General features: G+C 34.7%; 6 protein-coding genes. 4 read left to right on the top strand and 2 right to left on the bottom strand.

Going from position 1 to position 6197, the window contains the following annotated elements; genetic code table 11:
* Positions 1–34 precede the first annotated feature (34 nt).
* Positions 35–709, top strand: a complete 675-nt coding sequence (locus AB3X49_RS15985; protein ID WP_367963280.1) for a hypothetical protein — start codon at positions 35–37, stop codon at positions 707–709.
* A gap of 29 nt (positions 710–738) precedes the next feature.
* Here AB3X49_RS15985 and AB3X49_RS15980 read toward each other — a convergent pair whose 3' ends face one another.
* Positions 739–1242, bottom strand: a complete 504-nt coding sequence (locus AB3X49_RS15980; RefSeq protein WP_003189952.1) for a kinase — start codon at positions 1240–1242, stop codon at positions 739–741.
* A 220-nt stretch (positions 1243–1462) separates the two neighbouring features.
* Here AB3X49_RS15980 and AB3X49_RS15975 point away from each other — a divergent pair, with 220 nt between their 5' ends.
* Together AB3X49_RS15975 and AB3X49_RS15970 are read left to right on the top strand one after the other, a co-directional pair.
* Complete coding sequence (locus tag AB3X49_RS15975) at positions 1463–2002, top strand: GNAT family N-acetyltransferase (RefSeq protein WP_003189954.1); 540 nt, start codon at positions 1463–1465, stop codon at positions 2000–2002.
* Positions 2003–2044: 42 nt separating this feature from the next.
* Positions 2045–2569 (top strand): cysteine hydrolase family protein, encoded by a 525-nt coding sequence (locus AB3X49_RS15970; RefSeq protein WP_002032801.1) that lies wholly within the window; start codon positions 2045–2047, stop codon positions 2567–2569.
* Positions 2570–2750: 181 nt separating this feature from the next.
* On the opposite strand, the gene AB3X49_RS15965 is transcribed toward AB3X49_RS15970, so the two are convergent.
* Complete coding sequence (locus tag AB3X49_RS15965; protein WP_002032800.1) at positions 2751–3188, bottom strand: YndM family protein; 438 nt, start codon at positions 3186–3188, stop codon at positions 2751–2753.
* 150 nt (positions 3189–3338) lie between these two features.
* Here AB3X49_RS15965 and AB3X49_RS15960 point away from each other — a divergent pair.
* The coding region (locus tag AB3X49_RS15960) for an SIR2 family NAD-dependent protein deacylase (RefSeq protein WP_367963276.1) at positions 3339–6197 on the top strand (2859 nt) is incomplete at its 3' end.

Below are 6197 nucleotides of genomic sequence, written 5' to 3'. Positions count from 1 at the left end.
AGGATTACCTTTATAAGCGAGAAGAGGATAGAATATGACAATGGAATTATATGGCGAACATTGGGATGGAATAAAAGGGTATAGAGTAATGGAAGGGAAAGATTCATATAATCATTATTTCGGTGGTCAAGATTGTGAATTACCATTGTGTAAGTTATGCGGTGAGAAAATGCATCAAATTTTTTGTTTTGATTTGAAAGATGAGAAACTTGCTGAACTTAAAAATGATGAATTGATTGTATTACCATTCATCTCTTGCTTGAATTGTGCGATGGTGTGGGAGCCGCAATATTTTCAATTAAGTAATGGGGGCAAAACGGTACAAATAATAAAACAAGACAATACGGAAGAGTGGATTATGGAAGCTGAGTATAAGCTACCGGTCAATCTTCCAAAAACTAATGTAAAGCTAACGAATATGAAAAATGAAGATATACCTACTGATGAAGATAGTTACTGGGAAGCTTTTGACTTATTCGGTTCGGAATATGTATGTAGATTGGTAGGAGCGCCCCTATACGATGATGTTCCAGAAGATTTAGGATGTCCAACTTGTTCGAAAGAGATGAAATATGTTGCTACAATTACACAAGATCTTGAAGAACGGGAACTTATTTCAGTAGTTGATTTTCTGTTCGGTGAGATGAATATATATTATTACTTATGTAAAGATTGTTCCGTTATGAAAACTGAAATACAAGGAACATAATAAAATAAGACTGACAAAAAGAGTCAGTCTTATTTTTGTATCGTAACATCAGTAATAATCGCATGAAATATATCTCTTTGCGTGAAATCATCTGTAAAAACAGTCTCTCTATTAACCTCAATTGTATCGTGTGGGTTATACCATTTACTCAATAAATCTTTTCCAAATTCAAGTCGTTTTTCTCTAGTATTATGCCGTCTAATCGTTTCTTCAAGTGATAAGTCAAAATAATATGTATAAGCGTTTCCTTCGAAATAATGTATTAATTCTCTTAACATTTCACCGTACCTACGACTGTTTAGTATTCCTTCTAAAATAACAAATTCACATTTTCCTTTTCCGTACTTCGTAATTTCAAATAGTAAATCATGAGATAAGTTACCCATTGTATCGTGAACTTTTAGCATATCTCTGCGCACAACGTCTTGTGAGACTAGAAGTGTTCCTTGCCCGAAATGCTCTTGCAGTTCTTTTGCGATAGTTGTCTTGCCGCTTGCGGAGTTTCCTCGAAGAATAATTAATGTTGATTTCAAAGTCTCATCTCCAAATTGTTTTAGTTTTTTAGGTCCTGTTACAAAAGAACTTCATTATGGGAAACATTCTTTTAGTTAGTTAAATAATAGTTTATGATACTCAGTATAGGTTGAACAGAATAATTTCTTATTGTGGGATTATGCAAGTAAAGCTGTTTGAAAAATTTACTATCCGCATATAGAAAAGTTATTATAAGAGTAACTAATAAGGAGGTGACCTATGTTATTCCAAAAGGGAAAATTATTAGTTAGATACGTAATAAAAAACGATGCACCTATCATTTCAAAATGGCTAACAGACCCAGAAGTCCTGCAGTATTACGAAGGACGAGATAATCCGCAATCTGTAGAAAAGGTGCTTGATCATTTTATACATCATCCAAACGGTCATGAAAAAAGATGTTTAATAGAATTTGATGCCGTTCCAATCGGTTACATTCAAATGTATCCAGTTGATTCTGAATGGAAAGCGTTATATGGATATGAAGAATCGCAGAATGTATGGGGAATGGACCAATTTATCGGTGAACCGATCTTTTGGGGAAAAGGAATTGGAACAAAACTTGTTCAAGCAGCAATTACATACATAATGGAGAACTTAGGAGCAGAAGCGATAGCGATGGATCCTAAAGTAAATAATGAACGTGCGATAAGCTGTTATGAAAAATGCGGGTTTAAAAAGGTGAAAGTACTAGAGAAACATGAACTGCATGAAGGGAAATTAGAAGATTGTTGGATGGTAGAATATAAACAATTATAATAAATATGCAGGGGCTTATAAAAATAAAGGGAGCTGTGTGAAATGAAAAAGGCATTACTAGTTATTGATGTGCAAGCGGGTATGTATACAGCAGGAATCCCAGTACATAATGGGGAAAAGTTTTTAGAAACGTTGCAAGAGCTCATTGGGGAATGTCGTTCAAATGGTATTCCGGTTATTTATGTACAACATAACGGGCCAAAAGATCATCCGTTAGAAAAAGGTACAGATGGCTGGAAAGTGCATGCGGCGATTGCTCCGCGAGAAGGGGAGCTTGTCGTTGAAAAGACGACTCCAGACTCATTCCATAAGACAAACTTAAACGAAGTGTTACAAGGAAAAGGGATTGAGCATGTTATTATTTCAGGAATGCAAACAGAGTACTGTGTTGATACGACAACGCGAAGAGCGTTTAGTGAAGGGTATAAAGTAACATTAGTAAGTGATGCACATAGCACATTTGACACAGATGTATTACGCGCTGAAGATATTGTAAAACATCATAATGTTGTATTTGGATCATTTGCAGATGTTATTACGTTAAAAGATTTAAAAGTAAAAGCGTAATTACAGAAGTTGCTGTCTCTTAATGGGGCAGCTTTTTTATTTGAAGATAGGCTATCAAACGTTGTCGATAAATCGATATTTCTTGTCGAATTGTTGATATAATTTCATTCACCGTATTGATATCACAAAAAAACAAAAAGGAGTACCACATTATCAACAAGGGTACTCCTTCACCAAAACGTTATTTCTTCTTATCTTTATCCAACACATTCTGTTCTTCAGCAAACTCGGTACCATATGCAAACCGGCGATTAATTCGAATGTTATCATTGCTGTGCCTTGTGTGGGAATTAGAAAAGCGATGGACGATTACTTCTGATAATGTAAAGACGATGGCAGAAAGGATACTGCCCCATGCAATTTGCATGTAGTTGTCTAATAAAATATTACCAAAAATCCAAACGCTTAAATACGTAAGTAAGAAATCCGTCATAATGGCAGCGGAATTGCCAATTCGATTTAAAATAATTTTATCAACAAACATATAAGAAACGATTGTGACGAAGAGACTAAAAGAAATGATTTGGACGAGCGTTGCTGGGAAAAATAGAGCTAGTCCGATACTAAAAGCGATGATGCATGATATAAATTTGATAAGTATTACAGTAATATCACTCAATATTTACACCTCCCATTTATACATAGTTTTACAATAAATTCAGGAGTTCATACATTGGAACGGTTTAATTTATATAAAACTTTATCATGCTGAAATTTTATCTAAATATTAAAAAAACAATTTAAAAATGTTATAGTGAAATGAGAGTGTATGCCATTTTTAGGTAAGGGGGAATCCGGGATGTGGATAACTTCAGAAGTAGAAATTCCAGATGAGTTAATCGATCACCTTGAACAAGGTAAGTTAGTATTATTCGTTGGAGCAGGAGTTTCTATGAAGGGGAAATCAAACTTACCGAATTTCGATGATTTAGTTGATGAAATTTCGAAAGCTTTATATGTCGAAAGGCGTGAGATGACAGAACCCCACGATTATTATCTCGGTAAAATTGCGAAAACGAAAGATGTGCATCAAGTTGCAAGAGACCTCGTTAATATAGAAAAATCAAAACCAAATCCATTACACTATGCGATTCCAAGGCTGTTTCCGTTAGATACGGATGTTCGAATTGTAACGACAAACTTTGATCAACATTTTACGTCTGTAATTACAGAAATGAATAGAGAGCTGAATATTTATTATGCACCTGCTTTACCGACAGGGAGAGCGTTTAAAGGGTTGGCTTACATACATGGGAATGTAGAACAAGAGAAAGAAGCTTTAATTTTAACGGATGGTGATTTTGGAAGGGCTTACTTAACAGAAGGATGGGCGAGACGATTTTTAGTTGATTTATTCTCAAATTACACTGTTTTATTCGTTGGGTATAGTCATAATGATCCTGTAATGAAATATTTAGCAACAGGCTTACCACCGAGTACAAGGCGTTATGCTTTCGTCGCACAAGGTGATAATACATATCATTGGGAGCATTTAGGGATAAGACCGATTGTGTATCCGAATAAAGCAAATAATCATCAGGCGCTTGTGAAAGCGGTGAAGCGGTGGGCGGAATTAATGGGGGATAATTATATTACGAAAAGAATGCGTATTCGTGATATTGTAACCGTTCCTCCATCAGTAGAGCAGGAGCAATTATCCTATATAAAACAGTCAATAAAAAAAATTGAAACCGTTCGGTACTTCGTTGAATTTGCTCGTGATTATGAATGGGTGGAATGGCTTGAAGCAGAAGGGAAACTAAGAAATTTATTTCTGCTTACAGCAAATTATGATGAAGTAGATGAATTGCTTGCGGAATGGTTAGTGGAGCAATTTCTATTTAGTCATCAAAAAGAACTATTTCAATTGATTTTTAAAAATCATTCTAAAATATCCCCGTTATGGTGGCGAACAATTTGTAGTTACTTAAACGAAACGAAAGAAACGATGGACCCTTTGTTGTTTGCAAGATGGACATTGCTTTTATTAGAAACAGCAGAGAAAGATAGTAGCTCTATTGAAATGATCACATATTTATTGCAAAAATGTTCTTTCCCTGAGCATAAAGAAATTGGCTTGTTGCTATTAACGTTTATTTTAGATGGGAAACTTAAATTGAAGCGTGTAAGAAGATGGGGAAATGATACGCAAGAGTCGATTGAACTCGAGGAATCGAGTCGTATACCGATGCCTATTTTTTCTCATGTGGAGCGAATTTGGAAAGAGAAAATGAGACCACATATCGCTTACTACGCAAATCCGATTATGGTTACGGGGTTAGAAAAGATACAACTATTGTCATTAAGACAAAATGCACTGAAAAGAAGAGATAGAGAAATTTCAGAGCAGGAGTTACAGCAAAATGATTTTACATTTTTAATTCAAATTGTAAAAGAGTGTCTTACATATTTATGTGAAAACAATGAGAAAAAAGCAAATCATTATATTACAGAAATGATAGAAACTGATAGTGTACTTCAAAAGCGAATTGCAATTGAAGCAATGATTAATAATGTATTCGTTACAGCGGATGACAAACTGAAGTGGTTGTTACATGTAGATGTTCTGTTAGATTTCACATGTAAACATGAAGTGTTTCAACTTTTAAAGAATTATTACGCAGATGCTTTAGAGGAAACGAAAGAAGAAGTAATTCAACATGTATTAGAGTATCTTGCAGAAGAGAGGGCGTTTGATGCTTGTCTTGTATTAGACTTACTATTCACGTGTGATTCGAATAGTAAGTGTACGGCGGAAGGATACGAGCTAATGAAACAGAAACACCCCCATTTTTCTTCAGATCTATACAGTGTTCCAAAGAAAGAGGCAAATGAACAACGTATTACATGCAATGTAACAGCTGATGGATTACTGCAGCTGAAAGACGATGAAATAATGGAGCAAGTTCGGCAATTTTCAAGAGACGGTGTTTTTGAACAACGCCATTTTTTAGAGATGTTATCAAAAGCGTGTAAATTGAATGTAGAGTGGAGTATTTCGTTTGCTTATCAACTAGTAGGCGTGCACGAAATTAGTAATGAAGTATGGTTTGTGTGTATTAGAGAGTGGCGAAATAACCGGAATTTGACGAATGAACAAATTCAAAAAATCATTCCGTTATTGCAGAAATTTATTAGAAATACTGCTTTTCATTGGTTAATTAGTAGTTTTCTATATGAAATTAGTAATCGATTAGAAGAGTTAGATGAAAATAGTATACGGATTGTAAAACGCTTTGCCTTTTCTGTACTTCCACAAGTTATGAGAGGGGAATCGGATTTTAAAATTGGAAAACAAGAGTTTTACAATGAATCCATTCAGCACCCTGTTGGGAAGATGACTGCTGTATTACTAAAACTGCTAGCATATGATCATTTATACGATCGCAACGTGTATGAATATTTATTTTTATTTGAGGAACAGGTAAGGGTTACTTCGGAACGTACAAACTTTATGTTTGCTCGTTTAACAGCAGATATTACGTTTTTATACCATATTGAGAAGCAATGGTGTCGGAAAAATGTACTACCTTACTTAGATTTAAAGAAAGAAAGTGAGCTTACGAAATATGCGTGGGCGGGATTATGTTATACGCAAATTAATCTACCTTTATTTACAGAAATAAGA

It is taken from the genome of Bacillus sp. C30 (assembly GCF_040838255.1).
GTDB classification, from domain to species: domain Bacteria; phylum Bacillota; class Bacilli; order Bacillales; family Bacillaceae_G; genus Bacillus_A; species Bacillus_A mycoides.
The sequence above is the reverse complement of the archived record's forward strand: the minus strand, read 5'-3'. Positions and strand labels throughout refer to the sequence as shown.

Bases quoted from the DNA above. Each gene is read 5' to 3' on its own strand.
- AB3X49_RS15975 (WP_003189954.1), top strand. From the start codon at position 1,463: ATGTTATTCCAAAAGGGAAAATTATTAGTTAGATACGTAATAAAAAAC.
- AB3X49_RS15985 (WP_367963280.1), top strand. From the start codon at position 35: ATGACAATGGAATTATATGGCGAACATTGGGATGGAATAAAAGGGTAT.
- AB3X49_RS15970 (WP_002032801.1), top strand. From the start codon at position 2,045: ATGAAAAAGGCATTACTAGTTATTGATGTGCAAGCGGGTATGTATACA.